The organism is Pseudomonas sp. Root329 (assembly GCF_001424925.1).
Lineage (GTDB): Bacteria > Pseudomonadota > Gammaproteobacteria > Pseudomonadales > Pseudomonadaceae > Aquipseudomonas > Aquipseudomonas arabinosi.
In genome coordinates this window covers 1-25,412 of sequence record NZ_LMCV01000037.1, presented here as the reverse complement: position 1 = coordinate 25,412, position 25,412 = coordinate 1, and the positions used below count along the sequence as shown (strand labels likewise).

At 59.9% G+C, this 25,412-nt stretch carries 29 protein-coding genes; 18 read left to right on the top strand and 11 right to left on the bottom strand.

Annotated elements, in window-relative coordinates; genetic code table 11:
• Window positions 1-73 precede the first annotated feature (73 nt).
• From ASC74_RS24830 to ASC74_RS24805, 6 genes are all read left to right on the top strand, one after another.
• Window positions 74-1,243, top strand: a complete 1,170-nt coding sequence (locus ASC74_RS24830) for a M20 aminoacylase family protein (RefSeq protein ID WP_056744867.1) — start codon at window positions 74-76, stop codon at window positions 1,241-1,243.
• Window positions 1,244-1,282: 39 nt separating this feature from the next.
• Window positions 1,283-2,071, top strand: coding sequence for an ABC transporter substrate-binding protein (locus tag ASC74_RS24825; RefSeq protein WP_056744865.1), 789 nt, complete (start codon window positions 1,283-1,285; stop codon window positions 2,069-2,071).
• Window positions 2,072-2,163: 92 nt separating this feature from the next.
• Window positions 2,164-2,853 carry an ABC transporter permease gene (locus tag ASC74_RS24820; RefSeq protein WP_056744864.1) on the top strand — a complete coding sequence of 230 codons (690 nt, stop codon included), beginning with the start codon at window positions 2,164-2,166 and terminating at the stop codon, window positions 2,851-2,853.
• Window positions 2,850-3,563: an ABC transporter permease gene (locus ASC74_RS24815; RefSeq protein ID WP_056744862.1), complete on the top strand. Its 714-nt coding sequence runs from the start codon at window positions 2,850-2,852 to the stop codon at window positions 3,561-3,563. The genes ASC74_RS24820 and ASC74_RS24815 overlap by 4 nt, the downstream gene beginning before the upstream one ends.
• Before the next feature lie 21 nt (window positions 3,564-3,584).
• Window positions 3,585-4,352 (top strand): ABC transporter ATP-binding protein, encoded by a 768-nt coding sequence (locus ASC74_RS24810; RefSeq protein ID WP_056744860.1) that lies wholly within the window; start codon window positions 3,585-3,587, stop codon window positions 4,350-4,352.
• 982 nt (window positions 4,353-5,334) lie between these two features.
• Window positions 5,335-6,912, top strand: coding sequence for a sensor domain-containing diguanylate cyclase (locus ASC74_RS24805; RefSeq protein ID WP_056744858.1), 1,578 nt, complete (start codon window positions 5,335-5,337; stop codon window positions 6,910-6,912).
• A 2-nt stretch (window positions 6,913-6,914) separates the two neighbouring features.
• On the opposite strand, the gene ASC74_RS24800 is transcribed toward ASC74_RS24805, so the two are convergent.
• The 3 genes from ASC74_RS24800 to dapA are packed head-to-tail and all read right to left on the bottom strand — an operon-like array spanning window position 6,915 to window position 9,165.
• Complete coding sequence (locus tag ASC74_RS24800) at window positions 6,915-7,832, bottom strand: LysR family transcriptional regulator (protein ID WP_056744857.1); 918 nt, start codon at window positions 7,830-7,832, stop codon at window positions 6,915-6,917.
• Between the two features lie 22 nt (window positions 7,833-7,854).
• Window positions 7,855-8,229, bottom strand: a complete 375-nt coding sequence (locus ASC74_RS24795) for a DUF2784 domain-containing protein (RefSeq protein WP_056744855.1) — start codon at window positions 8,227-8,229, stop codon at window positions 7,855-7,857.
• A 60-nt stretch (window positions 8,230-8,289) separates the two neighbouring features.
• Window positions 8,290-9,165, bottom strand: coding sequence for a 4-hydroxy-tetrahydrodipicolinate synthase (gene dapA / locus ASC74_RS24790; RefSeq protein ID WP_056744853.1), 876 nt, complete (start codon window positions 9,163-9,165; stop codon window positions 8,290-8,292).
• A gap of 418 nt (window positions 9,166-9,583) precedes the next feature.
• Between dapA and ASC74_RS24785 the strand changes: the two genes are divergently transcribed.
• Genes ASC74_RS24785 through ASC74_RS31895 form a run of 3 tightly spaced genes read left to right on the top strand, consistent with a single transcriptional unit; the run spans window position 9,584 to window position 10,814 of the window.
• Window positions 9,584-10,282, top strand: a complete 699-nt coding sequence (locus ASC74_RS24785) for an AzlC family ABC transporter permease (RefSeq protein ID WP_008157336.1) — start codon at window positions 9,584-9,586, stop codon at window positions 10,280-10,282.
• Window positions 10,282-10,593, top strand: a complete 312-nt coding sequence (locus tag ASC74_RS24780) for an AzlD domain-containing protein (RefSeq protein WP_165353329.1) — start codon at window positions 10,282-10,284, stop codon at window positions 10,591-10,593. The genes ASC74_RS24785 and ASC74_RS24780 overlap by 1 nt, the downstream gene beginning before the upstream one ends.
• Window positions 10,594-10,652: 59 nt before the next feature.
• Window positions 10,653-10,814, top strand: coding sequence for a hypothetical protein (locus ASC74_RS31895; protein WP_008157331.1), 162 nt, complete (start codon window positions 10,653-10,655; stop codon window positions 10,812-10,814).
• A 64-nt stretch (window positions 10,815-10,878) separates the two neighbouring features.
• Here ASC74_RS31895 and ASC74_RS24775 read toward each other — a convergent pair whose 3' ends face one another.
• From ASC74_RS24775 to ASC74_RS24750, 6 genes are all read right to left on the bottom strand, one after another.
• Complete coding sequence (locus ASC74_RS24775) at window positions 10,879-11,106, bottom strand: DUF6555 family protein (protein WP_046047446.1); 228 nt, start codon at window positions 11,104-11,106, stop codon at window positions 10,879-10,881.
• Window positions 11,107-11,197: 91 nt separating this feature from the next.
• Window positions 11,198-11,470: a hypothetical protein gene (locus ASC74_RS24770; RefSeq protein ID WP_056744851.1), complete on the bottom strand. Its 273-nt coding sequence runs from the start codon at window positions 11,468-11,470 to the stop codon at window positions 11,198-11,200.
• A 263-nt stretch (window positions 11,471-11,733) separates the two neighbouring features.
• On the bottom strand, window positions 11,734-12,414 hold the full coding sequence (locus ASC74_RS24765; RefSeq protein ID WP_056744849.1) for an SOS response-associated peptidase: 681 nt from the start codon (window positions 12,412-12,414) through the stop codon (window positions 11,734-11,736).
• Between the two features lie 65 nt (window positions 12,415-12,479).
• Window positions 12,480-13,193: an ABC transporter ATP-binding protein gene (locus ASC74_RS24760; RefSeq protein ID WP_056744847.1), complete on the bottom strand. Its 714-nt coding sequence runs from the start codon at window positions 13,191-13,193 to the stop codon at window positions 12,480-12,482.
• A 3-nt stretch (window positions 13,194-13,196) separates the two neighbouring features.
• Window positions 13,197-14,033 carry an ABC transporter permease gene (locus ASC74_RS24755; RefSeq protein WP_056744845.1) on the bottom strand — a complete coding sequence of 279 codons (837 nt, stop codon included), beginning with the start codon at window positions 14,031-14,033 and terminating at the stop codon, window positions 13,197-13,199.
• Between the two features lie 49 nt (window positions 14,034-14,082).
• Window positions 14,083-15,081, bottom strand: a complete 999-nt coding sequence (locus ASC74_RS24750) for an aliphatic sulfonate ABC transporter substrate-binding protein (protein WP_056744844.1) — start codon at window positions 15,079-15,081, stop codon at window positions 14,083-14,085.
• A gap of 296 nt (window positions 15,082-15,377) precedes the next feature.
• Between ASC74_RS24750 and ASC74_RS24745 the strand changes: the two genes are divergently transcribed.
• The gene (locus ASC74_RS24745; RefSeq protein WP_056744842.1) at window positions 15,378-16,325 is read left to right on the top strand and encodes an ABC transporter substrate-binding protein; all 948 of its coding nucleotides are present in this window, start codon (window positions 15,378-15,380) and stop codon (window positions 16,323-16,325) included.
• A gap of 15 nt (window positions 16,326-16,340) precedes the next feature.
• On the opposite strand, the gene ASC74_RS24740 is transcribed toward ASC74_RS24745, so the two are convergent.
• The gene (locus tag ASC74_RS24740) at window positions 16,341-17,258 is read right to left on the bottom strand and encodes a LysR family transcriptional regulator (RefSeq protein ID WP_056744840.1); all 918 of its coding nucleotides are present in this window, start codon (window positions 17,256-17,258) and stop codon (window positions 16,341-16,343) included.
• A gap of 131 nt (window positions 17,259-17,389) precedes the next feature.
• On the opposite strand from ASC74_RS24740, the gene ASC74_RS24735 reads away from it, so the two are divergent.
• From ASC74_RS24735 to ASC74_RS24715, 5 genes are all read left to right on the top strand, one after another.
• Window positions 17,390-18,682 carry a CitMHS family transporter gene (locus ASC74_RS24735; protein WP_056744838.1) on the top strand — a complete coding sequence of 431 codons (1,293 nt, stop codon included), beginning with the start codon at window positions 17,390-17,392 and terminating at the stop codon, window positions 18,680-18,682.
• Window positions 18,683-20,047 carry an acyclic terpene utilization AtuA family protein gene (locus ASC74_RS24730; protein WP_056744836.1) on the top strand — a complete coding sequence of 455 codons (1,365 nt, stop codon included), beginning with the start codon at window positions 18,683-18,685 and terminating at the stop codon, window positions 20,045-20,047. It begins immediately after the preceding gene.
• Window positions 20,044-20,361, top strand: a complete 318-nt coding sequence (locus ASC74_RS24725) for an AtuA-related protein (protein WP_056744834.1) — start codon at window positions 20,044-20,046, stop codon at window positions 20,359-20,361. Before ASC74_RS24730 ends, ASC74_RS24725 begins: the two co-directional genes overlap by 4 nt.
• A 98-nt stretch (window positions 20,362-20,459) precedes the next feature.
• Window positions 20,460-21,359 carry a polysaccharide deacetylase family protein gene (locus tag ASC74_RS24720; protein WP_056744832.1) on the top strand — a complete coding sequence of 300 codons (900 nt, stop codon included), beginning with the start codon at window positions 20,460-20,462 and terminating at the stop codon, window positions 21,357-21,359.
• A gap of 119 nt (window positions 21,360-21,478) precedes the next feature.
• Window positions 21,479-21,721 carry a DUF1652 domain-containing protein gene (locus ASC74_RS24715; RefSeq protein ID WP_056744830.1) on the top strand — a complete coding sequence of 81 codons (243 nt, stop codon included), beginning with the start codon at window positions 21,479-21,481 and terminating at the stop codon, window positions 21,719-21,721.
• On the opposite strand, the gene ASC74_RS24710 is transcribed toward ASC74_RS24715, so the two are convergent.
• On the bottom strand, window positions 21,718-22,602 hold the full coding sequence (locus ASC74_RS24710) for a LysR family transcriptional regulator (RefSeq protein WP_033057700.1): 885 nt from the start codon (window positions 22,600-22,602) through the stop codon (window positions 21,718-21,720). The genes ASC74_RS24715 and ASC74_RS24710 overlap by 4 nt on opposite strands.
• Window positions 22,603-22,729: 127 nt before the next feature.
• Between ASC74_RS24710 and ASC74_RS24705 the strand changes: the two genes are divergently transcribed.
• Genes ASC74_RS24705 through catA form a run of 3 tightly spaced genes read left to right on the top strand, consistent with a single transcriptional unit; the run spans window position 22,730 to window position 25,164 of the window.
• A complete protein-coding gene (locus tag ASC74_RS24705; protein WP_056744828.1) occupies window positions 22,730-23,878 on the top strand; it encodes a muconate cycloisomerase family protein in 1,149 nt (382 codons plus the stop codon).
• Window positions 23,879-23,888: 10 nt separating this feature from the next.
• Window positions 23,889-24,179, top strand: coding sequence for a muconolactone Delta-isomerase (gene catC, locus ASC74_RS24700; RefSeq protein ID WP_046047438.1), 291 nt, complete (start codon window positions 23,889-23,891; stop codon window positions 24,177-24,179).
• 55 nt (window positions 24,180-24,234) lie between these two features.
• A complete protein-coding gene (gene catA / locus ASC74_RS24695; RefSeq protein ID WP_056744826.1) occupies window positions 24,235-25,164 on the top strand; it encodes a catechol 1,2-dioxygenase in 930 nt (309 codons plus the stop codon).
• The last annotated feature ends 248 nt before the right edge of the window (window positions 25,165-25,412 follow it).

The window sequence follows — 25,412 nt, the reverse complement described above, 5'->3', positions numbered from 1 at the left end:
CCTCCCCAGCCCAGAGCCCGTTCCCTAAGATCCGACTCAGCAACCGCTCAGGTCTTATCGAAGGAATACAACAATGATCGCCGACCCAGTCTTGCCGGGTATTGCAGCCATCCAAGAGGAAATGATTGCGTTGCGCCATAGCATTCACGCGCACCCCGAATTGGGCTTTGAAGAATTCGTCACCAGCGAGCGGGTTGCAGAATGTTTGACGCAGTGGGGGTTTGAGGTCAGCACTGGCGTGGGCAAGACCGGCGTCGTCGCCACCCTGAAAAATGGCGAGGGCCGGTCGATTGGTTTGCGCGCCGACATGGATGCACTGCCGATTCAGGAAACCACCGGTTTGCCCTATGCCAGCCGGATCGACGGCGTCATGCATGCCTGCGGCCACGACGGTCATACGGCAACACTGCTCGCAGCCGCTAAACACCTGGCGCAGACCCGGGCGTTCAATGGCACTGTAAATCTGATTTTTCAACCGGCCGAAGAAGGCCTGGGCGGTGCGCGGAAAATGCTCGAGGACGGTCTGCTCGAACGGTTCCCGTGTGATGCGATTTTCGCCATGCACAACGTGCCGGGTTATCCCGTCGGGCATCTGGGTTTCTACAGCGGCCCGTTCATGGCGTCTGCCGACACGGTGAACATCAAAATCATCGGCAACGGTGGTCATGGCGCGGTGCCGCACAAGGCGGTCGACCCGGTGCTGGTCTGCTCCTCGATCGTGATCGCCCTGCAAAGCATCGTCTCGCGTAACGTCAATCCGCAGGAAATGGCGATCATCACGGTCGGTTCCCTGCATGCCGGCAGCGCCTCGAACGTGATTCCGTCCAGCGCCGAGATGAGCCTGAGCGTGCGCGCCCTTACGCCCGAGATTCGCCACTTGCTCGAAGTCAGGATTACCGAATTGGTCAACGGTCAGGCGGCCAGCTTTGGGGCCCGGGCCCACATCGATTATCAGCATTGTCATCCGGTGTTGATTAACCATCCCGAGCCCACCGCGTTTGCCCGAGAAGTTGCGCGCGAATGGTTGGGAGAAGGGCAACTGATCGACGATTTGCGGCCCTTCACCGCGAGTGAGGATTTTGCCTTTGTCCTGGAAAAATGCCCCGGCAGTTACCTGGTGATCGGCAACGGCGAGGGCGATAGCGGGTGTCTGCTGCACAACCCCGGCTACGACTTCAATGATGCCTGCCTGCCGATCGGTGCGAGTTACTGGGTCAAGTTGGTCGAACGTTTTCTGGGTTGAGTCGCCGTATTTTCGTTGGGCCTGAGAGGAACAAAAATAATGAACAAGATGATTGCGGCTGTTTCATTGGTGTTGTTGACGGCCACAGGTCTGGCCGGCGCAGCCGACTGGTCTGGCAAAGTCCTGAAACTGGGGGTGGACCCCACGTATCCACCGCTGGAGTACAAGAACCAGGACGGCACGCTGACCGGCTTCGGGGTCGACATCGCCGAGGCGCTGTGTGCCGAGTTGAAGGCCCGCTGCATTTGGGTTGAAAGCAGCTGGGACGGCATGATCCCGGCGCTGCTGGCGCGCAAGTTCGACGCGGTGGCGTCGTCGATGACCGTGACGCCCAAGCGTCTGGAGCAGATTGCGTTCACCGACAAGGTCTCCAACGCGCCGGCCCGGTTGGTCGTCAAGCGCGGATCGGGCCTGCTGCCCACCCTCGAATCACTCAAGGGCAAACGCATTGGTGTGGAGCAGGGTTCGACTCAGGAGGCGTATGCCAAAGCCGTCTGGGGTTCGAAGGGCATCGACGTGCTTTCCTACCAAAATCAGGACCAAGTGTATGCGGACCTGGTAGTGGGCCGACTCGATGCCTCGGTGCAAGGGGCCATTCAAGCCAGCTACGGCTTCCTCAACACCACGCAGGGCAAGGACTATGAATTTGCCGGCGCCACTCTGGATGATCCGGCCTTTTTCGGCGTCGGTGACGGCATCGGTTTGCGCAAGAGCGATGTCGAGTTGCGCGAAGACTTGAACAAAGCCCTGGCGACGATTCTGGCCAATGGCACGTACGCGCGGATCAATAAAAAGTACTTCGATTTCGACGTCTACGGCGCGAAGTAGCGCCCCTTCGACCATTGAACCAGAGCGGTCGCCTGACCGCTTCATTGCAGCATCCCCCTTCACCTCGACCTAATAAGAACAAGGAGAGTGAAATGCTTCTGGAAGGCTTTGGCCCGCAGATCCTGCTGGGCACCCTGGCCACTATCAAACTGGCGTTATGGTCATTGTTGATCGCGGTCCTGGCCGGGCTGCTCGGCGCCAGTTCCAAGTTGTCCTCCAACCGTTTGTTGCGAACGCTGGCCACCGGTTATACGACGGTGATTCGCAGCATGCCGGACCTGGTGATCATGCTGTTGCTGTTCTTCAGCCTGCAAATGCTGCTCAACCGGATCACCGATTGGTTGGGCATCGCTCAGATCGACATCGACCCGTTTCTGGCCTGCGTCATCACCCTGGCCTTCATTTACGGGGCTTACTTTACCGAGACGTTTCGCGGCGCCTTCCAGGCAGTCCCGGCTGGCCAGCTCGAAGCGGCAAGGGCCTACGGCATGACCCGTGGCAAAACCTTTCGCAAAATCCTGTTCCCGCAAATGCTCCGTCACGCACTGCCGGGTATTGGTAATAACTGGCAGGTGTTGATCAAGTCGACCGCGCTGGTATCGATCATCGGCCTGACCGATGTCATCAAGGCCACGCAGGATGCGGGCAAGGGCTCGATGCAGTTCTTCTATTTCATGCTGGTCGGCGGCCTGATCTACCTCGCCATCACCACGGTGTCCAACGTTGTCTTGATGTGGCTTGAGCACCGCTATTCGGTGGGTGTCAGGAAGGCCGCGCTATGACCGGCATTCTCGAAAACTACTGGCAGGCGTATCTGTGGAGTGACGGGCCACATTTTTCCGGATTGGCGGTGACCTTGTGGCTGCTCATTCTTTCGGTGGTGACGGGCTTCCTGCTCGCGGTGCCGTTGTCGATTGCCCGCGTCAGCCGCAACCCGCTGATCCGTCTGCCGATCTGGTGCTACACCTACGTGTTTCGCGGCACCCCGTTGTACATCCAGCTGCTGTTTTTCTACACCGGGGTGTACAGCTTGCACGTGGTTCGTTCCCAGGACTTTCTCAACGCGTTTTTCCGTGACGGATTCAACTGCACGGTGCTGGCGTTCGCGCTCAATACCTGCGCCTACATGACCGAAATTTTCGCCGGCTCCATCCGGGCGACTCCCCATGGCGAAATCGAGGCCGCCAGCGCCTACGGCATGAGCCGGTTCACCCTCTATCGCCGGATCGTCTTGCCATCGGCGTTGCGCCGGGCCCTGCCGTTTTTCAGCAATGAAGTGATTCTGATGCTGCATTCCACCTCGGTGGCGTTTACCGCCACAGTCCCTGATTTGCTGAAGATCGCCCGGGACGTCAACTCGGCAACCTATGCATCATTTGCCGCGTTCGGCATTGCCGGGGTGCTGTATGCCGGCAGCGCGTTTTTCCTGATCTGGCTGTTTCGTCGCGGCGAACTGCATTGGCTCGGCTACCTCAAACCGCGGACGCACTGACCCCTCACTGGACATGCTCGAATGTATAAATTGATCGTTGAAGATGTGCATAAGAACTACGGCAGCCATGAAGTCTTGAAAGGAGTCTCACTGAAGGCCAGGGCGGGTGACGTGATCAGCATCATCGGCTCTTCGGGCTCGGGAAAAAGTACCTTCTTGCGCTGTATCAACCATCTCGAACAACCGTCCGCCGGGCGCATCATCGTCAATGCCGAAGAGCTGCTGACCCGCAAGAATTCACGGGGCGATTTGTGTGCGGTCGATCCCGCGCAGTTGCAAGTCATGCGCAGCAAGCTGTCGATGGTGTTCCAGCACTTCAATCTGTGGAGCCACATGACGGTGCTGGAAAACATCATCGAGTGCCCGATGAGCGTGCTGGGTGTCCGACGGGCGGAGGCTCTGGAGCGGGCGCGGCATTACCTTGCCAAGGTGGGTTTGCCGGCAAAGGTCGAGACGCAGTATCCGGTCCAGCTGTCCGGCGGCCAGCAACAGCGCGTCGCCATTGCTCGTGCGCTGGCCATGGAGCCGCAAGTGATGCTGTTCGACGAACCGACCTCCGCCCTGGACCCCGAGCTGGTGGGCGAGGTGCTCAAGGTCATGCAGCAGCTGGCCGAAGAGGGCCGGACGATGGTGGTGGTCACCCATGAAATGGCGTTTGCCCGACAGGTGTCGAACCACGTCATGTTTTTGCATCAGGGACGGGTTGAAGAACAGGGGGCACCCGATACCGTGCTGGAGCAGCCTCGGAGCGAACGGTTGCAGCAGTTTTTGGCGGGAAGTCTCAAGTAACGTAAAACCCTCGCCCGGTCGACCTGTGTTTTGTTGATCGTGTACATATCCGTTTCTGTGGTCACGGCGGCTTATGGTTCCGCTCTTACAGCGGGTCACTTTGGAAGAGCGCCAAAGTAACCAAAGCGCATTTGCCCCTTTCGTTCGGTGCCTCGCTGTGGCTCGGCATGCCCTCGCTCCGGTCCTGCTCCGTGGGCCCGCCGCCATCGGCCATCCATGGCCGGGGGCGGCTAACCCGGCATCCATGCCGGGTTGCCCACTGCGCAGAACCTCCACTCGGCCTCTCGAGGGTGCGGTGCATCAAGATCAAAAGCTGCAGGCGAGCTAACGCTCGGCCTGTTGAGTGGTGAGGAGCGTGCGTGCATCCCCTCTCCCCGGTAGGAGCTGTCGAGTGAAACGAGGCTGCGATCTTTTGATCTTGCTGTTGCTGTTGCCGTTGCTTTGCTTTGGCTTCAGATTTGCCGCCCCTTTCCCAGAGGCCGAACGCAGGCGTTGCGCAGGGGGCACCGCGGCAAGGATGCCGCGGTAGCCGCCCCCGGCCATGGATGGCCGATGGCGGCGGGCCCCCGGAGCAATGCCGGAGTGAGGGCATGCCGAGCCTAGGCGAGGCACCGAATGGCGGGGCAGGAGCCCTTGGTTACTTGGGGCTTTTCCAAGTGACTCGCTGTAAAAGCGAAACCGTAATCAGCCATCACCGCAGAAACGGATATGTACCCCAACCGTAATCAGCCATCACCGCAGAAACGGATATGCACCCCAACCGTAATCAGCCATCACCGCAGAAACGGATATATCCCCCAATCGTAAGTGAACAGCATTACGCCGTTTGTCGAGACATCCGTGCGAATAATTCTCGCGTATATCAACCTATCGGGTGTTTGATGAGGCATAGTCGCCTGGCACCAGGCGGCTCATACCCGTCAGGGGTTATAAAATGGGCGAACGGGAAGATTCGCCCTGTGATCAGTATTCAGGGAGCGTCATGGGTCATCCGTCCGTTAACAATCGAATTGAACAATCCCGTCATGGCATGCCTTGGGTCGCCGAGCAAGCCGGGGTAACTCTCAAGGTTCGCTCTGCGGTGATTCTGCTGGTCGCGGTGTGCCTGTCCATGACGGCTATCGTGATTTGGGAATCCTGGAGCTCGCGCCAGTACCATCTGCACGACAAAGAAGTGGCGATGTCCAACCTTGCCCAGACCCTGGCCTCGCAAGCGCAGGCGTCGATCAAGCAAGCCGATACGTTGCTGTTGACCCTGGTGGATCGTCTCGAAAACGACGGCTTCGACCAGTCCCGGGTACCCCGGCTGGAGCGCTTGCTCAAGGCCCAACGCAGTGAGTTGAGCCAACTCCATGGGTTGTTTGTTTATGACGAAGAAGGGCGCTGGGTGGCCAATTCCAACGGCGCCGTCGTGCCTGATGCCAACAATTCCGACCGTGAATATTTCATCTTCCATCGCGATCATCCCGACCGCGGCCCCCACATCGGCCCGTCGATCAAGAGTCGTTCGAGCGGTGAATGGATCATGACGGTGTCCCGCCGCGTCAATCATCCGGATGGCCGTTTTGCCGGCGTGGCGTTGGCAACGATTTATCTCAGCCATTTCCTCGGGCTCTACGACAGCATCGACATGGGCGGTAACGGCGTGATCAACCTGATCGCCGACGACGCCACCATCGTTGTTCGTCGGCCATTCAAAGAAACTGAAATCGGCACCAGCGTCGCCAAGGGGCCGCTGTTTACGCAACTGTTGCCCAAGGGCAATTCAGGCACGGCAATCGTCCCTTCCTATGTGGATGGGGTCGAGCGGGTGGTCGGATTCCGAAGGGTCGAGGGTTATCCGCTGATCATCTTTGCTGCGCTGAATAAAGATGAAGTTCTGGCCGGTTGGCGTGAGGAGGTACTGCTGAGTGCCGGGATCGTCTCGTTATTCCTGGGGTTCCTGGGCGTCCTCGGTTATCGCCTGATTCGCCTCATGAAGCAGCAGAATCACGTGCAGGGCGTATTGCTGGATGCGCAGGAGAAACTCATCGAGGTCAATCGCAGCCTTGAGTTGCTGGCGCTGGAGGACGCGCTGACCGGGCTGTCCAACCGGCGTCAGTTCGATCTGTTCATCCTCGCCGAAATGGGCCGCGCCAGGCGCAACCAGGCCCACCTCGCGCTGCTGATGATCGATGTCGATCACTTCAAGAGCTTCAATGATCTTTACGGCCATGTGGCCGGCGATGAGTGTTTGCGCAACATCAGCACGATCATCAGGGACAACATCAAGCGCCCCGGCGACCTGGCTGCGCGCTATGGCGGCGAAGAGTTTGCGGTGGTACTGCCCGGGACCGACTACGTGGGGGCGTTTCTGGTGGCGGAAAAAATCCGTCGCGCGGTTCAGATGGCCGGCATCGAGCACCGTGAAGGGGCTGAAGGCACGGTGACGGTCAGCCTGGGCGTCGCCGCTTACGACCCGGCGTCACAAGCCCAGCCCAGCGACCTGGTGGCTGCGGCCGACAAGGCGCTGTACGTGGCCAAGGCCAGCGGCCGGAACATGAGTGTCATTGCCAACTGAATTCAAACAAACCGGTCACTGCCCTGAACCAGTTTGGTGGACAGGTACGATTGCTTGAGTTTTTCCAGCCACCAGCCCAGGGCGCGGCCGTCATGATCGCCACGCCAGCCAGCATACAAAATATTCGGCTCACGCGGATCGGCCATCTGTTTTTCAACCAGCGTGCCGTTTTTCAGCAACGAGCCGACCCGATGTTTCGGTAACCAACCCACGCCCAATCCGTCGCACTGGGCGAGGATCTTGGCGCGCATGGTCGGCACGGCGAGCACCGGTTGGCCGCAGGAGACGCCGTAGGTGCTGCCCTCGGTGACTCGGGATGAGTCGGCCACGACAATCGCCCGATGCTGCGCAACCATGGCGCGTGAAATCGGCTCTTGGGCCCTGGCGAGCGGATGCTTGGGAGAAACCGCGAACACCCATTCCATTTCCCCCAGTTGCATCCAGCGCAAGGAAGGGATGGCCGGTGGTTCGTTGGTGGCGCCGATGATCAAGTCCGCGCGGCCTTCACGCAGGGCTTCCCAAACACCTTTGAGGACTTCCTGAGTGATGCGCAGCGGCACGCCGGACTCCAGCGCATCGAACTCGTGAATCACCGGGATCAATGCTTCGAATTCGAGCAACTCATCGGTAACGATCCATAGCCGGCTCTCCCAGCCATTGGCCACTTGCTGCACCCGCTGAGTCAGCCGCGAGACGTCTTGCATCAGTCGCGCCGCCTCGTTCACCAGCAATTCACCCGCCGGGGTCAGCTGCAAGCGGTAGCGACGGCGATCGAACAGCAAGGCATCAAAGCGTTCCTCCAGTTGCCGCGCCGCGTAGGACACCGTCGAGGGCGCCTTGCCCAAGTGGGCCGCGGCCCGGGACAGGCTGCCGGTTTCCCGGATGGCTTCCAGCAAGGTGAGATCTTCAATCGATAACATGGGCGCAATCCTTGAATCGGGTTTAGGTGGCCCGACGTAACTTCCACAGCCTGATCAACCGAAGGTAGACCAGCACGTTGATCGCCAGCACCACGCTGCCCAGTCCCAGCTGAATCGCCGGTGTCAGGCCCGCCGGGTAAATGACCGGCCACACGTAATTTTCGATGAAACCGCCGCTATAACCGGTTTGTCCGGCCGCGTCGCGCATGAGGTTTTCCCACTCGGTCAGCGGGCAGATCAAGTGGAAGACTTCCACCGACACGCCCCACGCAGCCGCGGGCAGGTGCCACCAGATCAGGGGGCGCCATTTGAGCACCAGCAGCCCGCCGAACAGCACGAACAGAATGAACAACAGATGAAACAGGACCAGCCCGTCGGCGGCAATTCGGTAAAACATGTCGACTCCCTGACGCGTTATGCGAATGGCTCCATGGTACTCGGGCTGGTTGCTGGCGCTCTATCGATTGTTGCTGTTCAACGCCGCCAGCACTTCCTTCAGACGCACCACCATGGTTTCGCTGCTGCGTTGCATCGGCGCGCGCAGTTCGTCGTCGATCAAGCCTTCAAGGGCCAGGGCGGTTTTCACCGGGGCGGGATTGGGCTCGATGAACAGGCTGTGAATCAGCGGCAGCAGTTGGAAGAATGTCGCTCGACCCGCCGCTAACCGGTTGTCGCGGATCTGTTGATACAACGCCACGAACAGCTCCGGATGAACATGCGCCGAAGCGGCAATGGCGCCTTTGGCGCCCAGACACAAAGCGCTGAAGATCTGGTTATCTTCGCCGCACAGCACGTCGACCTTGCCACTGCCTAGCAGTGCCAGGGTGTTGGCCTGATTGCCGCCGCAATCCTTGACCGCGACGATTCGCTCATGGGCGACGATGTTGAGCAGGGTTGCCTGCTCAAACGCCACGCCGGTGCGGTAAGGGATGTCGTAAAGAATGAGCGGAACGCTGGAGGCATCGGCGACGGTTTGGTAAAACGCTTCGAGGCCCGCCTGGGACGGGCGGATGTAATACGGCGGCGGTACCAGTAAACCGGCCAGTGGGCGTTTCAGGATTTCGTTCTGAAATTGCAGCAGCTCGGCCATATTGTTGCCGGCCAGGCCCATGACCACCCGTTCCGCCGGCACCTGCTCCAGCACCGCATCGAGCACCGCCAGCTGTTCGTGTTTGCTCAGTGCCGCCGCTTCCGCCGTGGTGCCGCAGACCACAACGCCATCGACGCCTTTTTCCAGCAGATGATTGACCAGCCGGCGCAAGCCGACGAAATCGATCGCACCGTTGCGAAACGGTGTAACGAGAGGGACCCAGATACCTTGAAACGATGACATGCACGTACTCCTGAAGGTTGACCGATTTCGTCACCGTCAGAAGCGTAGAAGGCAGAAAGCAAGGGGAGGGTGTCCGTCGCGCTCAATGTCCTGTCAGCTCATCTGACGGGACAGCGCGCCCCGGTCACATGAGCGACTGTTTCTTCGATTTGAGGGCGTGCGCAACGCAACCTTGCGCCTTGGCATTCAAGCCAATGACGACAGTGTTGAGGTTGAAGGTTGCGGACATACTTGCTTACACCCTGAATGAGGTGCTCAGTTTTAAAAGCCGGCGCGATTTTTGTCAATCGCGAAAATCAGCCAACTCCGCACGCATCCTGTCGTTGTGCCTGGCCGCGGACCAAGTGCGCAAGATTGTTCAAGCCAGCGGCCGCGACTGCTGGCACAGTCTGAGGTCTTTCCCTGGTTGTAGAGCGTTATGTCCAATTCACTCATGCCGCGCAGTGCCTTTCTTCGCGGCGCTGCGGCCATCATGCCGTTGTCCCTGGCCACCGCGCCCTGGGGGCTGCTGGCCGGTTCCATGGCCATCGAGGCCAATCTCACGCCCCTGCAAGGCCAGGGTTTGTCGAGCATCGTATTTGCCGGGGCCGCGCAACTGGTGGCGATCGGCATGCTCAAGGGTGGTGCCGGGATCTTTTCGATTCTGCTGACCACGCTGCTGCTGACGTCCCAGCATTTGCTCTACGGGATGAGCATGCGTTCGGTGATTTCGCCGTTGCCGGGTCGCTGGCGTGTGGGGCTCGGTTTTTTGCTCACCGACGAACTGTTCGCCCTGACCAGTGCGCATGACAAACAACAGTTCAATCGCTGGTACGCGTTGGGTGTCGGCCTGACGTTTTACATCGCCTGGAATCTCTTCACCCTGGCCGGCATCGTGCTGGGCAGCAGCATTCCGGGGCTGGAACATCTGGGGCTGGACTTTTCCATCGCGGCGACCTTTATCGCCCTGATCACCCCGGTGGTGCGGAACGTGCCGACCGTGGTGTGCGTGGCGGTGTCGTTGTTCTGCTCGGTGCTGTTCAGCTACTGGCAATGGGGCTCGGCGCTGGTGCTGTCGGGGCTGGCGGGCATGACCGCAGGCTTTATTTGCAACAAATTCTACGGTGGACGCACATGATGGTCTGGGCGGTGATTTTCGGTATGGGGCTATTGGTGTTCCTCAACCGCTATGTGTTTCTGGAACCTCGGCTACCCGTGCGCTTGAGCAGTAATGCGCGGCAATTCCTGGGTTTTGCGGTACCGGGCATGTTGACAGCGATCTGCGGGCCGATCGTGTTCATGCCAGACAAGCAGCTGAATCTGCAGTGGGACAATCCGTACCTGATCAGTTCGCTGGTGGCAGTGGGGCTGGTGCTTTACACCCGCAATACCTTGCTCAGCATGTTGTTGAGCATGGGGTTCTTCTTTTTGCTGCGTTGGTGGCTCTAAGTCGTTCCCGTCAAATTGTTCTACGCTTAAAGGGGACCCCTACAGGAAGAGAGGTGAGCATGGCTAATGATCCAAAGCGTCCGTACCCGGATGAAGATGTGGATGACGAACCCACGGAAGAAGAGATTGAGCGGCAGAGGCGTTCGACGCCGGACTGGAAGCACCCCGACGACGGTAAAGAACTGTCAGACCGCGACCAGGAGCGTCCGCTGAAGCCTTGACCTCGCTGCATATACAAAAAAGCCCCGCTATCAAAGCGGGGCTTTTCATTGGTCGTTGATTAAATCAGATCGCTTCATTCCAGCGAATGTGCGTAATGCCTAATTGCTGCGCTTTGATGCGCGCGGTTTCGAGATTGGCGTGTGCGGCGATTTGACGATCGGAGTCGGGATAAGCATGGGCAGACGCCGAATGTATTGCCTCGACATCCGAGAACTGTTCAGCCAGTTTGAAAAAGTGCTGACGAACGCCGTCGAACATATAGTGCACGGCATAGGGAACGAGTTTGCTCATATATTCCTCCTTGGGCCGAAGCTCTGTTATTGAGAGTGGCTCGATGTCGGGTTCGTTCAGTTCTTTGGCTGAATGAACCCGGTCCATTAACTCAAACCTCTTCCACCGGCAGAAAATCGGGGTGGGAGGCCCTATAACCCAAGGTCTTGTCGATCCAGGCGTTCAGTTCGTTAACCATGATCGGAGGTTTGCCCGGATAGTTTTCGAGGGTTGAACGAAGAATGTTGCTGATAGTGGAGATTGAACCCAGGTTGCGGGTCTTTATGTATTGCCCGATGAAACAGTCGAGTGGGTAATGTTCTGTCTTCGAAAGATAAACACACGCCAGACCATCGACTTGATTAATTGTGAAATCGTCGCGCAATTTAATTCTCTGCAGGCTTGTTGTTGTAGGGATTTCCTTGGTTTATTGACTCATTGGTCAATTGCGGAGTGCCGAAGGGAATGCGGCGCGCATGCTATCCATAGTTATTCTAAATGTATCGAAGTGTCAGACAGGCGGTTATCAGGTTAAATAGCAAACAAAGCAAAGTGTCTCTTGGCTGAAACAGCCTGTGTCACGTTCAAGTGATCAATATGTATATATAACCGTTGCTTATGCCTGCATTTATGTCTGTATTGATACGTTTATAGGATTTCATCAATCAATGCTGCGCCTTGATTTCTTGAATTGCCCACCGCTTTGTCCACCTTGTACCACTCGAAAACCTCGCTGACTTCGCCCTGCAACAGCGCCATCTGCTCCGCGCGTTCTTTGGGGGTGGCCGGGTCAAGCCATTCCCGCGCCAGCGGCGCAGACAACACAACGGGGCGCCGGTCATGAATGTCGAGCATGCCGCCCGCACTGTCGGCGGTGATGATCACAAAACCGTCGTCGGCCCGCGGCTCATCACCCGCGCGGGGAAACTGTCCGATTGCGGCGCATAAAATCGGTGCCCGGTCCCGTCGGCGGATGAGCCACGGTTGCCTCGTCGAATCCCCGGCGTCGACCCATTCGAACCAGTTGTCGATCGGCACGATCGCGCGGTGCGGCCAGATCGCCCGGAAGAACGGGCCGTGGGCGACTTTTTCGACCCGTGCATTGATCGGTGCCGCCCGATCCTTCGCCCAGTGCGGCCGCCATCCCCAGTGCTGAAAATCGGCGTGCAGGCCGTTGCTTTCCAGATGCAGGAGGGCGAGTTGCGTGGTGGGCGCAGCGTTGTAGCGGGCCAGCGGTTCATCACCGACGTGGTTGATCAACGCGTCGGGGATGCTCAGCACCGCGACAAAATCGTGAATGCCACGGTACTGCGACAGACGTCCGCACATTGGCTGATTCTCTGATTGAAGCGCTCCGATTGAAGAGCTCTGACTGGAGATTTCAGCTTAGTTGCTCAGATCACATGGGCACGCTGCAACTCGGTCAACGACAAGGCCTTGAGGCGAGCCAGCAAAGGGTTGCGCCGGTCACGGGGGTGGGCCAGTTGCACCGCCAGCTCCTGACGAATGCTGCTGGGGCGATTGTCCATCACCAGCACCCGATCACTGAGGTACAGCGCTTCATCCACGTCGTGGGTCACCAGCAGCAGGGCGATGGCGTGACGTTCGGCCAGTTGCAGCAGCAGGTCCTGCAGTTTCATGCGGGTGAAGGCGTCCACCGCGCTGAAGGGTTCATCCAGCAACAGCACGTGCGGTCGCGAGTAGAGGCCGCGAGCGATCGCCACCCGCTGCGCCATACCGCCGGACAGCGCTTTGGGCAGGGCTTGAGCAAAACCGCCGAGACCGACTTCGTCGATCAGTTGCGTGACCCAGGCTTTGTCGTAATGGTCGTCGGCGCTGAAACCGATGTTCTGTTCGACCGTCAGCCATGGCATCAGTCGCGGCTCCTGGAACACAAAAGCGACGTCCCCGGCGCTGCTGAGCACTTCGCCCTCAAAGTCCTTTTCCAGGCCGGCGATGATCCGCAGCAACGTGCTTTTCCCGCAGCCGCTGGGGCCCAGCAGGCTGACGGCTTCCCTGGGTTGCAATTGCAAGTGGATGTCCTTGAGCACGGTGGTGGCGGCGAAGGTTTTGCGCTCGACGCGAATGTCCAGCAGGTGGTCGGTCATGGCTCAATCCTCTGCGCTTTGGCCGTTGAAGGTGTCGCGCCAGGCGAGGAAGCGTTTCTCCAGGCCGGCGAGGATGCCGTCGCTGAGTTTGCCCAGCAGCGCCAGCACGATGATTGCCGCCAGCACGATGTCCGGGCGTGAAGTCTCGCGTCCGTCGCTGAGCAGATACCCCAGGCCTTTGGTCGCGGCGATCAGTTCGGCGGCGACCAAAAACATCCAGGCCAGGCTCATGCCGCTGCGCAACCCGGTGAACAGACCGGGCAGGGCGGCGGGCAGCAGAATGCGGCGCACCAGTCGCGGCCGGCTGAAGCCGTACATCTGCCCGACTTCTACCAGTTTGCGGTCGATGTCGCGGATCGCCGCGACGCCATTGAGGTACACCGGGAAGAAGGCGCCGATGGCGATCAAGACGATTTTCGAGGTTTCGTCGATGCCCAGCCACAGCAGCAACAGCGGCACCCAGGCCAGGCTCGGAATCGAGCGCAGGCCGGCGAACGTCGGCTCCAGCCAGGCTTCGGCTTCGCGGCTCAAACCGACCCACGCTGCAAACACCAGGGCCAGACCGGCGCCGATGGCGAACCCCAGCAGTACCCGCAACAGGCTGGCGCTGATGTGCTTCCACAGCGCGCCTTCGGCGAGGTCGCGCAAGGTCAGCGCGATCTCGCTGGGGGCCGGCATTTGGTAGGACGGCAGCCAGCCGATGCGTACGACGAATTCCAGCGCGAGGAGGATCAGCACCGGCAAGGCCAGGCCTTTGAGGCGCAGGCGCCAGGCGGTGTTGAGGCGTCGGAGTGCGGGCAATGCCAGCGGGGCGGACAGGTGTTTGCTTTTGCTGGTCATTGGGTTCTCCGGTCACGACGAATCAAGATCAAGAGATCGCAGCCTCGTTTCACTCGACAGCTCCTACACGAGCCACGGTTTCTTTGAAGCCGGTGTCGATCAGTTGGTCGATCACTTGATCGACATTCACCCCACGACGAACCAGTTCTTCGGAAACCAGAATCGGTGCGGCAGCCTTGGAGGCGATCACGTCCTTGGCGGTCAGTTGCGGGCTGCTCAGGTCGGTGCGCGACAATTGCAGCTTGGCCACTTCCAGCGGCAGGCCGGATTCGCCAGCGAGTAGCTTCGCCAGTTCCTCCGGATTTTTTACCGCCCACTCGCGAGCTTGCTCGTAGGCATTCAGTACGGTTTCGATGGTCTGTGGGTGTTCTTTGGCATAGCTGTCGGTGACGCTGACCACGCCGTAGCTGTTGAAATCAGTGTTGCGATAGAGCAACCGGGAACCGGCCTGAACCTGGCTCGCCGCCATGTGCGGATCGAGTCCGGCCCAGGCGTCGACGTCACCTTTTTCCAGCGCGGTGCGACCGTCCGGGTGCTGCAAATGCACCAGTTCCACATCGTCTTTGCTCAGGCCTGCCTGTTGCAGGCTGCGCAGGGTAAACAGGTACGGATCGGTGCCCTTGGTGGCGGCAATTTTTTTGCCTTTCAGATCGGCCACGGTCTTGTAGAGCGAATCCTTGCGCACCACCAGCGCCGTCCATTCGGCGCGGCTGTAGACGTAAACCGATTTGATCGGGCTGCCATTGGCGCGGCTCAGCACGGCGGCGAGGCTGGCGGAGGAGGCGAAGTCGACGCCGCCGCTGTTGAGGTATTCCAGCGAGCGGTTGCTGCCCTGGCTCAGCACCCAGCTGACCTTGGTTTGTGGCAGGGCTTTTTCCAGAAAGCGGAAGTGTTTGAGCACCAGGCTTACGGGCGAGTAATAGGCGTAATCCAGATGCACTTCGGCCGGTGGCGCTTCAGCGGCCTGGGCAAGCGGATGCAGGCTCAGCGCCAGGGCGCAGGCGCTGAGCAGTGACCTGACGTGGGGAAAACGGAAGGTGGGTTTCATGGGACAGCTCCGGGCAAGGCGGCGAGATTCTTATTTCCAAAAAATCATTTTTTATAAATGCTTCCTGCATAAAAGGAATATTGCAGGCTCTGTGCCATGTTTTACGTGACGAGTATTTTCAAGGCCTTGGCGATGAAGCAGGAGCAGAGAAATGTTCAAGGGAAAACAGTCTGTTTAGTCGCTGTTGCTGGGCAAACACTGTTCACTGCTGGTCATGAGCTTATGCATAAATTGAATTTCAAATGGCTTCTGTAAGAGCGTTATGGTCTATCGCAATAACCCTCAAGGAGCCCCCGATGAACCTGTCCCGATTCGTGCGCAGTCTGCTGACCAGCGCACTGTTCGCCGCACCACTGGCTTACGCCGCCGAGCCCGTCGTCCTGCACGTCGGTGATCAGAACTACTACAACGTTCGCGCTTCGGTGGAGGCGTCTGGCGTACTGAAAGATGCGCCGTATACCGTCGACTGGAAGCACTTCCAGGCCGCCGCGCCGCTGGCCGAAGCGTTGAACACCGGCGCGCTGGATCTGGGGTTTCTCGGCGATTCGGGTTTTCTGTTCCTCGCCGCCAAGCAGGCGCCGGTGAAACTGATCGGCGTGTCGCGGCAGAACCCCGACACCATTGCCTTGCTGGTGCCCAAGGATTCGCCGGTCAAAACCATCGCCGATCTGAAGGGTAAGAAAGTCGCTTATTGGCCCGGTGCCTGGAGCCAGCAACTGACCCTGCGCGCCCTGGAAAAAGCTGACCTGCCGGAAGACTATGTCGACTTCATCAAACTGATGCCGATCGATGCTGCCGCCGCGTTGCCTCAGGGCAGCATCGACGCGTTCCCGGTCTGGGAACCTTACATCTCCCAGCAGATTCTGTTCTCCGGTGCCCGACCGATCCTCACCGCCAAGAACCTGATGCCCGGCCTGAGCGCCATCGCCGCCTCGACACCGTCGATCGACAGCAAACGCGAAGCCATTGCCGACTTTCTGGTGCGCCTGAAAAAGGCCCGGGCCTGGGTCGACAACCACACCGACGAGTACGCCGATCTCTGGGCGAAGAAAGCCAACCTTGACCAGAACGTCTCGCGTCATTGGTTGCGCCAGGCCCACATGACCGTCGGCCCGGTGGATGCGCAGGCAGCAAAGGATCTGCAAAGCACCGCGGACTTCCTGTTCAAGGTAAAAGCGCTGCCGGCTGCGTTGGCGACTGCGCCGATTATCGACAGCTCGTTTCAGCAGGCTTTGGCTGAGTAAGCGTGCAGCGTTGCGTCATTGCCGGGTCGCTTCTTGCCCGAATTTCTGCACGCCGGTCGAGGTGCTTTGCAGCATCTCGATGAACCGTAGCGCGGCGGGCGCCATGGCTTGCCCTGTGCGGGTGATCAGGCCGATGGCGCGCGTGATGCCCGGATGATCCACCGGCACTTTGACCAGATCATCGCGACCGTCGTCCGCCGACTCGGGCAGCAGGCTCATGCCCAGCCCCTGACGCACCAGCGCCAGCACCGTCGACATGTAATTGGCTTCCAGTCCCGGCGACAACGGCAGTTGTGCGTCGGCGAACAATTGCTCGACCAATTCGCGCACGCTGCTGTCGCGCCCGGTCAGAATAATCGGTTGAGCCGTCAGCTCGCCCAAGGTGACTGAGCGTCGCTTGGCCAGTGGGTGATCGATGGGTATGAACAGACATAGCCGATCTTCCATGACCACCTGAAATTCCAGCCCATGGCTCATTCGTGCCCGGACGCCGAGGCCAAAATCCACCTCGCCATCGCGAACCAGCGTGTCGATGCGTTGGGCGACGACGTCCCGCAGACGAACTTCCACGCCCGGAAACTGCTCGCGAAACTGCTTCAGAAGTGGCGGCAAGGTTGAGGCACACAGCGAGGGCAGGGCGGCGATGGTCACGACGCCGCGGCGCAACGACGCCAAGTCCCGCGAGGCGGTGACGATGTTTTCAAGGTCCAGCAGCAACTTCTCCATCGGCAGCAATGCGCTTTGCCCGGCGCTGGTGAGGCTGACGTGGCGTGGGCTGCGTTCGAGCAGGGCGACGCCGAGCCAATCCTCCAGTTGTTGAATTTGCACGGTCAACGCCGAAGGCGAGAGGTTCAGCACCACCGCCGCCCTGGAAAAACTACCGGTTTGTGCAACGGCCAGAAAAGCGCGGATGTGTTGGATCGAGTTCTTCATTTTGTTTTTCCGAATGATGACCGCCGAACATTTCAATTTACAAAGATTACCTGCAATTCCAATACTCGGTGAAAACAACAACAGCGCGTCTCATCGCCCAGGCGATCAGAGAGGCCGAACAGGATCTGCCCATGCTTGCCACACTCGGTGTCATTACCATTCTCTGTTTGCTTGCTGCTGTCATGAGCAAACGCCTTTCACCCCTGGTTGCATTGATCGCCTTGCCCATCATCGCTGCACTGATCGGCGGATTCGGTCTGCAGACCAGTGCCTTCATCATTACCGGTATCAAGAACGTCGCCCCGGTGGTCGGGATGTTTGTGTTCGCGATTCTGTTCTTCGGCGTGATGACGGACGCCGGCATGCTGGACCCGATCATCGACCGGATCCTGCACCGAGTGGGGACCCGTCCGACGCGCATTGTCATGGGCACCGCGCTGTTGGCGTTGCTGGTGCATCTGGACGGTTCAGGGGCCGTCACCTTCCTGGTGACCATCCCGGCCATGCTGCCGTTGTATACGCGGCTGGGCATGGATAAGCGCATTCTGGCCTGCGTCACGGCCATGGCCGCCGGGGTCAATTTCCTGCCATGGACCGGCCCGGTCCTGCGGTCCTCGGCGGCATTGCATGTGCCGGTAGCCGACCTGTTTCAACCACTGATCCCCGTGCAGATCGTGGGGCTGGGGTTCGTCTTTACCTGCGCCTGGTTCCTCGGTCGTCGCGAAGAGCGGCGCTTGGGCCTTGGTGCCGGGGCGTCGGTGGACGTGATGCCGAAACGGGTGCTGAGCGACGTCGAGGTCGCACTGCGCAAACCGCATCTGTTTTGGGTCAATCTGGTGCTGACCGTGGTGGTGATGGGCGTGATGATTGCCGGGTTCGTGGACCCTGTGGTGATGTTCATGCTCGGTACCGTGCTCGCTTTGTGCCTCAACTACCCCAACGTCGATGCCCAACGCGCACGCATCGACGCCCATGCGAAAACGGCGCTGACCATGGCCAGCATTCTTCTGGCGGCCGGTGTGTTCACCGGGATCATGCAGGGCAGCGGGATGCTCAAGGCCATGGCTGAGGTCGCGGTGGCGCAGATTCCCGCCGGGCACGGCAAGTTGATTCCGATGGTGGTGGGCTTCATCTCCATGCCCTTGAGCCTGCTGTTCGATCCCGATTCCTTCTATTTCGGCATCATGCCGGTGGTGGCTGAAGTCGGCCGGGCCTTGGGCGTCGACCCTGTGCAAGTGGCCCAAGCGTCATTGCTGGGGGTGCACACCACCGGGTTCCCGGTCAGCCCGCTGACCCCCGCGACTTTTCTGTTGGTGGGGTTGTGCAAGATCGAACTGGCGGATCACCAGCGCTTCACCATCCCTTTTCTGTTCGCGGCCTCGGTGCTCATGACCCTGACAGCGCTGCTTCTTGGAGTCTTCTGAATGAAAACCTTACGCATCGGTTCCGGTGCCGGTTACTCCGGCGACCGCATCGAACCGGCCATCGAATTGGCCGAGCACGGCGAGCTGGATTATCTGGTGTTCGAATGCCTGGCCGAGCGCACTATTGCCCTGGCACAGCAAGCGCGGCTGGTTGACCCCGATGCGGGTTTCGACCCGTTGCTGGGGGAGCGCATGCGTCGCGTGCTGCCCTTTGTCGGTCGTGGCGCCGATGGCCAGCGCCGACGTTTGCGGGTGATCACCAACATGGGCGCGGCCAATCCGCTGGCCGCGGCACGGGAAGTCCGACGGATCGCCGCACAATTGGGTTTGTCGGGGCTGAAAGTGGCGGCGCTGACCGGTGACGATGTGCTGGCGACACTGTTGCGCGATCTGTCGCAGACCCTGGATAACGGCAGCACGTTGGCGTCCCTGGGTGATCGTGTCATTTCGGCTAATGCTTATCTGGGTGTGGAGGGCATCATCGACGCGTTGCACGCCGATGCCGACGTGATCATCACCGGCCGTGTGGCGGACCCTTCGCTGTTCCTCGCACCACAGATGTTCGAATTCGGCTGGGCGGCGGATGATTGGTCGCTGTTGGGACGCGGCACACTCGTGGGGCATTTGCTCGAGTGTGCGGGCCAGATCAGCGGTGGCTATTTTGCCGACCCGGGGTTCAAGGATGTGCCGGATCTGGCGCGCCTGGGGTTTCCACTGGCCGAGGTGGATACCACGGGACGCGCGGTGATCAGCAAGGTCGCCGGCTCTGGCGGACGCATCGATACGGCGACCTGCACCGAACAGATGATCTATGAAGTGCATGACCCGGCTGCTTACCTGACACCGGATGTCAGTGCCGATTTTTCGGGTGTGTTCTTCACGGCCCAAGGTCCGGACCGGGTATCGGCCCAAGGCGCTGACGGCCGGGCGCGACCGCCGTCACTGAAAGTCTCGGTGGGTTATCTCGACGGCTGGATCGGCGAGGGCCAGATGTCCTATGGCGGGCCGGGTGCGTTGGCACGAGGGCGATTGGCACGAGAGGTGGTACTGGAGCGCTTGAAACTGACGGGCGTGGTGTTTGAGGAGATCCGCGCCGAGTTGATCGGCGTCGATGCCTTGCACGGTACTGAATTGGGTTCACGGACGGACAGTGAACCCTGGGAAGTGCGCCTGCGAGTGGCGGCACGTTGCGCCGATCGCGCCGAAGCGCTGCGGATTGGCAATGAAGTGGAAACCCTCTACACCAATGGCCCTTACGGCGGTGGCGGGGCCAGCAAGTCGGTGCGGCAGGTGGTGGGGGTGGCTTCGCTGTTGCTACCGCGCGATGCCGTCACTCTGCAAGTTCATTTGGAGGACATCGCATGAGTCGCATCAAACTGCGTGAACTGGCCCATTCGCGAACGGGCGACAAGGGCGACACCTCCAACATTTCGGTGATCACCTTTCGTGCCGAAGACTATCCGCGACTGTGTCAGTGGCTGACGGTGGAGCGGGTGACCGAGCATTTCGCCGAATTGCTCGGCCCACACAGTCCACCGGTACGGCGCTACGAGTTGCCGAACGTCCATGCGCTCAATTTCGTCTTGCCGGGCATTCTGCGCGGCGGTGTGACCCGCTCCCTGGCGCTCGACGCCCACGGCAAGGCGTTGGGTGCGGCGCTGCTCGACCTGGAGCTATGAGCACCCGATGAGGCGACGCTGGAACCAAACACTGTGTACCCTTATCCAACCTCGGCCCGCAGCGACCTGCGGGCCGACGAAGGATAAATGGGCAAAACATGAAACAGCTGTTCAAGGTTCTCTCTGCACTCATCATCGCCACCGGTCTGGTTGGGTGCATCGCTTCTCCCATTGAAATGACGCCGCAGACCGAACAGCGTCTGAGCGCGCAACCGCCGGTCCGTTTTCTGCTGACCTTCGACGACGGTCCCAGCGCATCGAGTTTCTGGAATCCAACGATGACGGTGCTCGACAGTCTGGCGACGAACCCGGTGCAACCGAACCTCAAAGCCGTGTTCTTCGTGCAGACGGGTGCGCCACGTGCTGGCGACAGCGATATCGGTCGCGAGGTCATGCGCCGCGAACACGCAGAAGGGCAGATATTGGGTTTCCACACGGCGACCCACGGGCACACCAATCATCGGTCTCTGAGTCCGGAGGAGCTGGAGCAGTCGCTGACTAAGGGCAGCGCCGACATCGCCGCGATCACCGGCGCGCCGCCGACCCTGGTACGTCCGCCATTCTGGAACTATGACAAACGGGTCTTCGCCGCCTATCAGCAGCACGGCATGCACGTATTGCTCACCGACCTGAGCGCCAATGACGGCAAAATCTGGGGTTTCAACGCCAGTCCCCGGCGGCGGGCCCACTTCTTGCGCACAATGTCCGAAGTGCGCGAGCGCATCGCTTTTGGCGAGTTGCCGGTGGTGGATGGGGTGATTCCGGTGGTGGTGACGTTCCACGACCTCAATCGCTACACCGCCCGGCACGCGCGCGAGTACCTGCAAATCCTTCTCGACAGCGCACAGGCTACCGGTGTGAAAATCGCAGAAAAGCCGTTTTACGACGACACGGCAGCGCTGCAACGGGCGGCCATGGCGCGTACCGTTCGCGACGGTTCAGAGGCGGTTAAATTGCCGGGGATCTGGAATTGGATCTGGGATGGGGATTCTCACTGAAAGGTTGCCAAAGTGAGAAACAGCTAACACTTTTTCTGACCATTGGCGGGCGCAGGATTGGAAAAGCGCATCTATGCTGAGCAAGTTGGATCCGATTACCTGCCACGGAGGCGCCAGTCATGGTTTCAGTTCCTGAGCTTTGCCGCATTGTTGAGTCCGGTTTTCAACCGCTTTCCTGTGCCTGCACAGTGAATCCGGACGAAACGTTGCGGATCAAAGTCTACGAACCCGCCACCGGGCGCATTGATCTGTTGATTACCGGTGTATCACCCGAACGGCTGACCAGCGTTCGCGATATCTCCAATCTGATTGGCGAGTTGCGCATTGAAATGCGTGCCGGGCGCCGGGCGTTTGCCGGCTAGGCCCGCGGTTGCAGTTCATCAATCATCTGCAAGCAATGATTCAACCCCGGCGATACGTCGCCCACGCGCCTGCTGAGAATGATCGGCGAGGTCGCGTTGTCTTCCAGCAGCGGCGTGAAACCAATGTCGTCGCGGTGCAGCAATTGCACCGAGGCCGGCACCAGGGTGACGCCGATTCCCGCTCCCACCAGACCGATAGCTGTTTGCAGCTCGTTGGTCCATTGCGCCACGTGGATGCTCACACCATAGGATTCGAATAACGCGATCACATGGTCGGCGTAGCTCGGGCGCGGGTTGCCGGGGTACAGCACGAACGGTTCTTTCGCCAGTTCGCGGAGGCTGATCGGCCCGGCCAGTAATGGATGGCCGGCGGGCAGGGCCGCGACCAACCGATCTTCGGTCAACACAGTCTGGATGATCGCCGGGTCGTCGATGCGGATTCGGCCGAAACCAATGTCGATGCGCCCGGCCTTGAGCGCCTGTACTTGCTGCAACGTGGTCATTTCCGAGAGCCCCAGTTCAAGCTCCAGGGGCTCGCCGCTGCGCAAACGGCGAATCAGTTCCGGCAGTACGCCGTAGAGCGTCGACGGGGCGAAACCGATGCCCAGCCAGGTTTTCTCCCCCAGACCGATCCGTCGTGTGTTGTCACAGACCTTGCCCAGTTGCTCGAGCAGGGCGGTGGAGTGCTCATGGAAAAACCGCCCGGCGTCGGTCAGCTTCAGCGGCCGCCCGCGCTCCAGCAACAACACCCCGAGTTCGTCCTCCAGTTGCTGCATCTGCCGGCTCAGTGGCGGTTGGGCAATGTGCAGAAGCTCGGCGGCACGGGTGAAATTGAGGGTTTGAGCCAACACCTGAAAATACCGCAGGTGACGCAGTTCCATAAAGCCTCCAGACACAAGTCGGTTGCATACCTTAAAGGTATCAAGCCAGACCAATTCTATATTGGCTTCCCGAAAAAAGCCGTACCAGAATCGGTTCCAGAACTTTAAGAACCTGACGGGTATCGACATGCTTGCAACAGCCATTGAATCGATCGAGACGATCATCGTCGATCTGCCGACCATCCGCCCGCACAAACTGGCGATGCACACCATGCAGAACCAGACCCTGGTGATCATTCGCGTGCGCTGCGCCGACGGCATTGAAGGCATTGGCGAATCCACCACCATTGGTGGCCTGGCCTACGGCAACGAAAGCCCTGACAGCATCAAGACCAACATCGACAAACACTTCGCGCCGCTGCTGCTGGGCCAGGACAGCGCCAACGTGAACGCCGCGATGTTGCGCCTGGAGCGCAGCATCCGTGGCAACACCTTCGCTAAATCAGGTATCGAAACCGCCTTGCTCGACGCTCAGGGCAAACGCCTCGGGCTGCCGGTCAGCGAGTTGCTGGGCGGCCGCGTTCGCGATGCCCTGCCAGTGGCATGGACCCTGGCCAGTGGCGACACCGGCCAGGACATCGCCGAAGCGGAAAAAATGCTCGATCTGCGCCGCCATCGGATCTTCAAACTGAAAATCGGTGCCGGTGAGGTCAACCGCGACCTGGCCCACGTCATTGCGATCAAAAAAGCCCTGGGCGATCACGCCAGTGTGCGGGTGGATGTCAATCAGGCCTGGGATGAAGCGGTCGCGTTGCGCGCCTGCCGGATCCTGGGAACCAACGGCATCGACCTGATCGAACAGCCGATTTCGCGCAACAACCGCGCCGGCATGGCGCGCCTGAACGCCATGAGCCCGGCGCCGATCATGGCCGATGAATCCATCGAATGCGTGGAGGATGCGTTCAACCTGGCCCGTGAAGGCGCGGCCTCGGTGTTTGCCTTGAAGATTGCCAAGAACGGCGGCCCGCGCGCCGTGCTGCGAACCGCTGCGATTGCCGAAGCGGCCGGTATCGGCCTGTATGGCGGCACCATGCTCGAAGGCGGCATCGGCACCCTGGCCTCGGCCCATGCCTTTATCACGCTGAACAAGCTGGCGTGGGACACCGAGCTGTTCGGTCCATTACTGCTGACTGAAGACATTCTCAGCGAGCCGCTGGTCTATCGCGATTTTGAGTTGCACGTGCCGAAAACACCGGGGCTGGGCCTGAGCCTCGATGAAGAACGTCTGGCGTTCTTCCGCCGTGACAAAACGTCTACTGCCATTCATCAAGCCTGAGGAGAGCATTATGCTGTTCCACGTAAAAATGACCGTGAACCTGCCGGTCGACATGAATCCCGAAGCAGCCGCGAAGCTGAAGGCTGACGAAAAAGCCCTGGCCCAGCGCCTGCAAGAGCAAGGCAAGTGGCGTCACCTGTGGCGCATCGCCGGGCACTATGCCAATTACAGCGTTTTCGACGTCGACAGCGTGCAGGAACTGCACGACCTGCTCATGCAATTGCCGCTGTTTCCGTACATGGCGATCGAGGTCGACGCGATGTGCCGGCATCCTTCTTCCATTCGCGAGGATGACCGCTGAACCCAGCCTGTTCAGTTCGCTACGCTAATAATTACAAGATGAGGAACCCACCAAAATGAACGTCAAGATTTCCCACACTGCCGAAGTCCAGAAATTTCTCGAAGAGGCCAGCGGCCTGCTCAACGACGCCGGCGACCCGCGGACCAAGGCATTGGTGTACCGCATCCTGCGTGATTCGGTGAACATCATCGAAGACCTGGCCGTGACGCCGGAAGAGTTCTGGAAAGCCGTCAACTACCTCAACGTGCTGGGTGCGCGTCAAGAGGCCGGGTTGGTGGTGGCCGGGCTCGGTCTGGAGCATTACCTTGACCTGCTGATGGACGCCGAAGACGAGCAGGCCGGCAAGGCCGGCGGCACGCCGCGGACCATCGAGGGCCCGCTGTACGTGGCGGGTGCGCCGCTGTCGGACGGCGAAGCGCGACTGGATGACGGCGTCGATCCGGGTGTGGTGCTGTTCATGCAGGGCCAGGTCAAGAACACCGCCGGCGAACCGTTGGCCGGCGCGGTGGTGGATGTCTGGCACGCCAACACCGGCGGCACTTACTCCTACTTTGATACCACTCAATCGGAGTTCAACTTGCGTCGTCGGATCGTCACCGATGCTGAGGGTCGTTATCGCTTTCGCAGCATCGTGCCGTCGGGCTATGGCTGCCCGCCGGACGGTCCGACCCAGCAACTGCTCGATCAACTGGGCCGTCATGGGCAACGGCCGGCGCACATTCACTTCTTCATCTCCGCGCCGGATCATCGTCACCTGACTACCCAGATCAACCTCGACGGTGATCAGTACCTGCACGACGATTTCGCCTATGCCACTCGGGATGAGCTGATCGCTAAGATCACCTTCAGCGACGATCAACAGCGTGCGGCGGCCCATGGTGTGAGCGGTCGCTTTGCCGAAATCGACTTCGATTTCACCTTGCAGACCTCCGCGCAACCCGACGAGCAGCAACGCCACGAGCGGGTCCGCGCACTCGAGGACTGATAGCAGAATGTGATCGAACCCGACCTTGTGGGAGCGGGCTTGCTCGCGAAGGGGCCATCAGCTTCAGCATCAACGCTGACTGACACACCGCCTTCGCGAGCAAGCCCGCTCCCACATTATTCAACCGCGTTCGCCCTGAAGAAATCCGGTCAAATAATGAAATGGCTACCCCCGCTGCCCTCTGTGATCGCCCACTAAGCTTTCACAGGGGGCTCACCGGAGACCGTTGCCATGAACAAAGTAGCTAT

What these genes read in the sequence shown, in the direction of transcription:
- ASC74_RS24830 (WP_056744867.1), top strand. Translation starts at nt 74, where the DNA reads ATGATCGCCGACCCAGTCTTGCCGGGTATTGCAGCCATCCAAGAGGAA.
- ASC74_RS24825 (WP_056744865.1), top strand. Translation starts at nt 1,283, where the DNA reads ATGAACAAGATGATTGCGGCTGTTTCATTGGTGTTGTTGACGGCCACA.
- ASC74_RS24820 (WP_056744864.1), top strand. Translation starts at nt 2,164, where the DNA reads ATGCTTCTGGAAGGCTTTGGCCCGCAGATCCTGCTGGGCACCCTGGCC.
- ASC74_RS24815 (WP_056744862.1), top strand. Translation starts at nt 2,850, where the DNA reads ATGACCGGCATTCTCGAAAACTACTGGCAGGCGTATCTGTGGAGTGAC.
- ASC74_RS24810 (WP_056744860.1), top strand. Translation starts at nt 3,585, where the DNA reads ATGTATAAATTGATCGTTGAAGATGTGCATAAGAACTACGGCAGCCAT.
- ASC74_RS24805 (WP_056744858.1), top strand. Translation starts at nt 5,335, where the DNA reads ATGGGTCATCCGTCCGTTAACAATCGAATTGAACAATCCCGTCATGGC.
- ASC74_RS24800 (WP_056744857.1), bottom strand. Translation starts at nt 7,832, where the DNA reads ATGTTATCGATTGAAGATCTCACCTTGCTGGAAGCCATCCGGGAAACC.
- ASC74_RS24795 (WP_056744855.1), bottom strand. Translation starts at nt 8,229, where the DNA reads ATGTTTTACCGAATTGCCGCCGACGGGCTGGTCCTGTTTCATCTGTTG.
- dapA (WP_056744853.1), bottom strand. Translation starts at nt 9,165, where the DNA reads ATGTCATCGTTTCAAGGTATCTGGGTCCCTCTCGTTACACCGTTTCGC.
- ASC74_RS24785 (WP_008157336.1), top strand. Translation starts at nt 9,584, where the DNA reads ATGTCCAATTCACTCATGCCGCGCAGTGCCTTTCTTCGCGGCGCTGCG.
- ASC74_RS24780 (WP_165353329.1), top strand. Translation starts at nt 10,282, where the DNA reads ATGGTCTGGGCGGTGATTTTCGGTATGGGGCTATTGGTGTTCCTCAAC.
- ASC74_RS31895 (WP_008157331.1), top strand. Translation starts at nt 10,653, where the DNA reads ATGGCTAATGATCCAAAGCGTCCGTACCCGGATGAAGATGTGGATGAC.
- ASC74_RS24775 (WP_046047446.1), bottom strand. Translation starts at nt 11,106, where the DNA reads ATGAGCAAACTCGTTCCCTATGCCGTGCACTATATGTTCGACGGCGTT.
- ASC74_RS24765 (WP_056744849.1), bottom strand. Translation starts at nt 12,414, where the DNA reads ATGTGCGGACGTCTGTCGCAGTACCGTGGCATTCACGATTTTGTCGCG.
- ASC74_RS24760 (WP_056744847.1), bottom strand. Translation starts at nt 13,193, where the DNA reads ATGACCGACCACCTGCTGGACATTCGCGTCGAGCGCAAAACCTTCGCC.
- ASC74_RS24755 (WP_056744845.1), bottom strand. Translation starts at nt 14,033, where the DNA reads ATGACCAGCAAAAGCAAACACCTGTCCGCCCCGCTGGCATTGCCCGCA.
- ASC74_RS24750 (WP_056744844.1), bottom strand. Translation starts at nt 15,081, where the DNA reads ATGAAACCCACCTTCCGTTTTCCCCACGTCAGGTCACTGCTCAGCGCC.
- ASC74_RS24745 (WP_056744842.1), top strand. Translation starts at nt 15,378, where the DNA reads ATGAACCTGTCCCGATTCGTGCGCAGTCTGCTGACCAGCGCACTGTTC.
- ASC74_RS24740 (WP_056744840.1), bottom strand. Translation starts at nt 17,258, where the DNA reads ATGAAGAACTCGATCCAACACATCCGCGCTTTTCTGGCCGTTGCACAA.
- ASC74_RS24735 (WP_056744838.1), top strand. Translation starts at nt 17,390, where the DNA reads ATGCTTGCCACACTCGGTGTCATTACCATTCTCTGTTTGCTTGCTGCT.
- ASC74_RS24730 (WP_056744836.1), top strand. Translation starts at nt 18,683, where the DNA reads ATGAAAACCTTACGCATCGGTTCCGGTGCCGGTTACTCCGGCGACCGC.
- ASC74_RS24725 (WP_056744834.1), top strand. Translation starts at nt 20,044, where the DNA reads ATGAGTCGCATCAAACTGCGTGAACTGGCCCATTCGCGAACGGGCGAC.
- ASC74_RS24720 (WP_056744832.1), top strand. Translation starts at nt 20,460, where the DNA reads ATGAAACAGCTGTTCAAGGTTCTCTCTGCACTCATCATCGCCACCGGT.
- ASC74_RS24715 (WP_056744830.1), top strand. Translation starts at nt 21,479, where the DNA reads ATGGTTTCAGTTCCTGAGCTTTGCCGCATTGTTGAGTCCGGTTTTCAA.
- ASC74_RS24710 (WP_033057700.1), bottom strand. Translation starts at nt 22,602, where the DNA reads ATGGAACTGCGTCACCTGCGGTATTTTCAGGTGTTGGCTCAAACCCTC.
- ASC74_RS24705 (WP_056744828.1), top strand. Translation starts at nt 22,730, where the DNA reads ATGCTTGCAACAGCCATTGAATCGATCGAGACGATCATCGTCGATCTG.
- catC (WP_046047438.1), top strand. Translation starts at nt 23,889, where the DNA reads ATGCTGTTCCACGTAAAAATGACCGTGAACCTGCCGGTCGACATGAAT.
- catA (WP_056744826.1), top strand. Translation starts at nt 24,235, where the DNA reads ATGAACGTCAAGATTTCCCACACTGCCGAAGTCCAGAAATTTCTCGAA.